This window comes from Faecalibacillus sp. (genome assembly GCF_047023275.1).
Lineage (GTDB): Bacteria > Bacillota_I > Bacilli_A > Erysipelotrichales > Coprobacillaceae > Faecalibacillus.
The window spans coordinates 22,643-25,585 of the sequence record NZ_JBKYAR010000034.1; the positions used below are offsets into that span (position 1 = coordinate 22,643).

At 32.9% G+C, this 2,943-nt stretch carries 1 protein-coding gene and 1 other annotated feature; the gene reads left to right on the forward strand.

All coding sequences use genetic code 11. The annotated features are described in order from the left end of the window. Nucleotides 1–179 precede the first annotated feature (179 nt). Nucleotides 180–387 (forward strand) — a binding site (T-box leader). A gap of 35 nt (nucleotides 388–422) precedes the next feature. Next, nucleotides 423–2,819 carry a leucine--tRNA ligase gene (gene leuS, locus ACLVEP_RS10840; RefSeq protein ID WP_412584795.1) on the forward strand — a complete coding sequence of 799 codons (2,397 nt, stop codon included), beginning with the start codon at nucleotides 423–425 and terminating at the stop codon, nucleotides 2,817–2,819. The last annotated feature ends 124 nt before the right edge of the window (nucleotides 2,820–2,943 follow it).

Here is a 2,943-nt window from a genome sequence, read left to right on the forward strand (position 1 = left end):
AGCGCTTTGAGCATATCTATATTCGTATGGAAGTTACATAACTGTCAAAAACCCGTGTTTTAACATTTATTTGCTGTTTGATACCTATAAGGAAAGCACAACAAATAGAAATAGTAGAAGCGTTAAAGAGTTGAAAAGTTTTTTATTGCATATAGCTTACGATGTGGTATAATAGAAAAGCAAAATCAATGAATAGGAGTACTAGCAAATCCCCTATATTTAGAGAGTCAGTGGTTGGTGAAAACTGATTATAGTATTTGTGAACTCGCCTAGGAGATGTATTTTTGAATAAAGTAAAAAATATCGTAGAACTGCGTTAAAGTTTTGAGGTGCTAGGATTGTATTCTAGAACTAAGGTGGTATCGCGTTAAAATTAGCGTCCTTAGATAGGGACGCTTTTTTATATTTAAGGAGGAAAAAATATGCCGTTCGATCACACAAAAATAGAGCCAAAATGGCAAAAATATTGGGATGAAAACAAAACATTTAAAACTGATTGTTATGATGATTCTAAACCTAAATATTATTGTATGGATATGTTCCCATATCCATCAGGAAATGGTTTACATGTAGGACATCCTGAAGGATATACTGCAACAGATATCGTATCAAGAATGAAAAGAATGCAAGGATATAATGTATTACATCCAATGGGATTTGATTCATTTGGATTACCTGCTGAACAATTTGCAATTCAAACAGGACATCATCCTGCAGAATTTACAAAGAAAAATATTGATGTTTTTAGAAAACAAATTAAATCATTAGGATTTTCTTATGATTGGGATCGTGAAATTGCAACAAGTGATCCAGAATATTATAAATGGACACAATGGATTTTTACAAAATTATATGATCAAGGATTAGCTTATATTGATGAAATTCCAGTTAACTGGTGTCCAGAATTAAAAGCTGTTCTTGCTAATGAAGAAGTTATTGATGGTAAAAGTGAACGTGGTGGATATCCTGTTATCCGTAAACCAATGCGTCAATGGGTTTTAAAAATTACTGAATATGCTGAAAGATTATTAGCTGATTTAGATGACTTAGATTGGCCAGAAGCAACAAAACAAATGCAACGTAATTGGATTGGAAAATCTATTGGTGCAAATGTTGATTTTAAAATTGATGGAACAAATAAAGTGTTTACTGTTTTTACAACACGTTGTGATACATTATTTGGAGCAACATACTGTGTTATGGCGCCTGAACATCCATATGTTGAAGAAATTACAACAGACACACAAAAAGCAGCAGTTGAAGCTTACAAAGAAAGTTGTGCAAGTAAATCTGATCTAGAAAGAACAGAACTTAATAAAGATAAAACAGGAGTCTTTACAGGAGCTTATGCAATTAATCCTGTAAATGGTAAAAAAATTCCAATTTGGATCTCTGATTATGTACTTGCAAGTTATGGTACAGGAGCAATCATGGCTGTTCCAGCTCATGATGACCGTGACTATGAATTTGCTAAAAAATTCGGTATTGAAATCATTCCAGTATTAGAAGGTGGAAATATCGAAGAAGAAGCTTATACAGAAGATGGTGTTCATATTAACTCTGAATGGTTAAATGGTCTTGGAAAACAAGAAGCTATTGATAAAATGGTAGATTGGTTACAAGAACATCATTGTGGACAAAAGAAAGTGTCTTATAAATTAAGAGACTGGTTATTCTCAAGACAACGTTATTGGGGTGAACCAATTCCAATCGTTCATATGGAAGATGGTACAATGCGTACAGTTCCTGTAGAAGAACTTCCATTGGAATTACCAGCAACTAAAAACTTCCAACCTCATGATAGTGGTGAATCACCACTTGCTAACTGTGAAGATTGGTTAGAAGTTGAAATTGATGGACAAAAAGGACGTCGTGAAACAAATACAATGCCTCAATGGGCTGGATCTTGTTGGTATTATATTCGTTATATTGATCCACATAACAGTGAACAAATTTGCGATCCAAAATTATTAGATAAATGGTTACCAGTTGATTTATATGTAGGTGGGGCAGAACATGCTGTATTACACTTATTATATTCTCGTTTCTGGCATAAAGTTCTTTATGATTGTGGAGTTGTTAAATGTAAAGAACCATGGCAACGTTTAGTACACCAAGGTATGATTTTAGGGGATAACAATGAAAAAATGTCTAAATCAAGAGGAAATGTTGTAAATCCTGATGATATCGTGGCTAGTCATGGTGCTGACTCACTTCGTTTATATGAAATGTTCATGGGACCACTTGAAGCTTCACTTCCATGGTCAACAAATGGATTAGATGGTTCTCGTAAATGGTTAGATCGTGTTTACCGTTTAATGATTGAAACTGGTAAATTATCTGATGAAAATGATCATAGTTTAGATCGTGTATATCATCAAACAGTTAAAAAAGTTACTGATGATTTTGAAAAATTAGGTTTCAATACAGCTATTTCACAAATGATGATTTTCATTAATGAATGTTATAAAGCTGAACATGTTTATAAAGAATATGCTGAAAACTTTATTAAAATGCTTTCATGTATTGCACCTCATATCTGTGAAGAAATGTGGCAACAATTAGGACATAATGATTCAATTGCTTATGAACCATGGCCAACTTATGATGAAAAAATGTTAGTTAGTGATACTGTTCAAATGGGTATCCAAGTGAATGGTAAATTAAGAGCTAAAATTGAAGTTGCTAAAGATGCAGATGATGAAGCAGTTAAAGAATTAGCATTTGCCCAAGAAAACGTTAAAGCACATACTGATGGTAAAAATATTGTTAAAGTAATTGTGGTTAAAAATAAAATTGTAAACATTGTCGTTAAGTAAAATGTTGTAAATGTTTAAGTAGAGATACTTCTCAAAAGCCTTGAAAAATCAAGCTTTTTGAAAAAAAGTGGGCTCCGTGTCAATAGTGGAGGGGCTTAAGAGATAGCGAAAGCTATCTCTTTTC

Coding starts and splice junctions, on each gene's coding strand:
- leuS (WP_412584795.1), top strand. CDS start 423: ATGCCGTTCGATCACACAAAAATAGAGCCAAAATGGCAAAAATATTGG.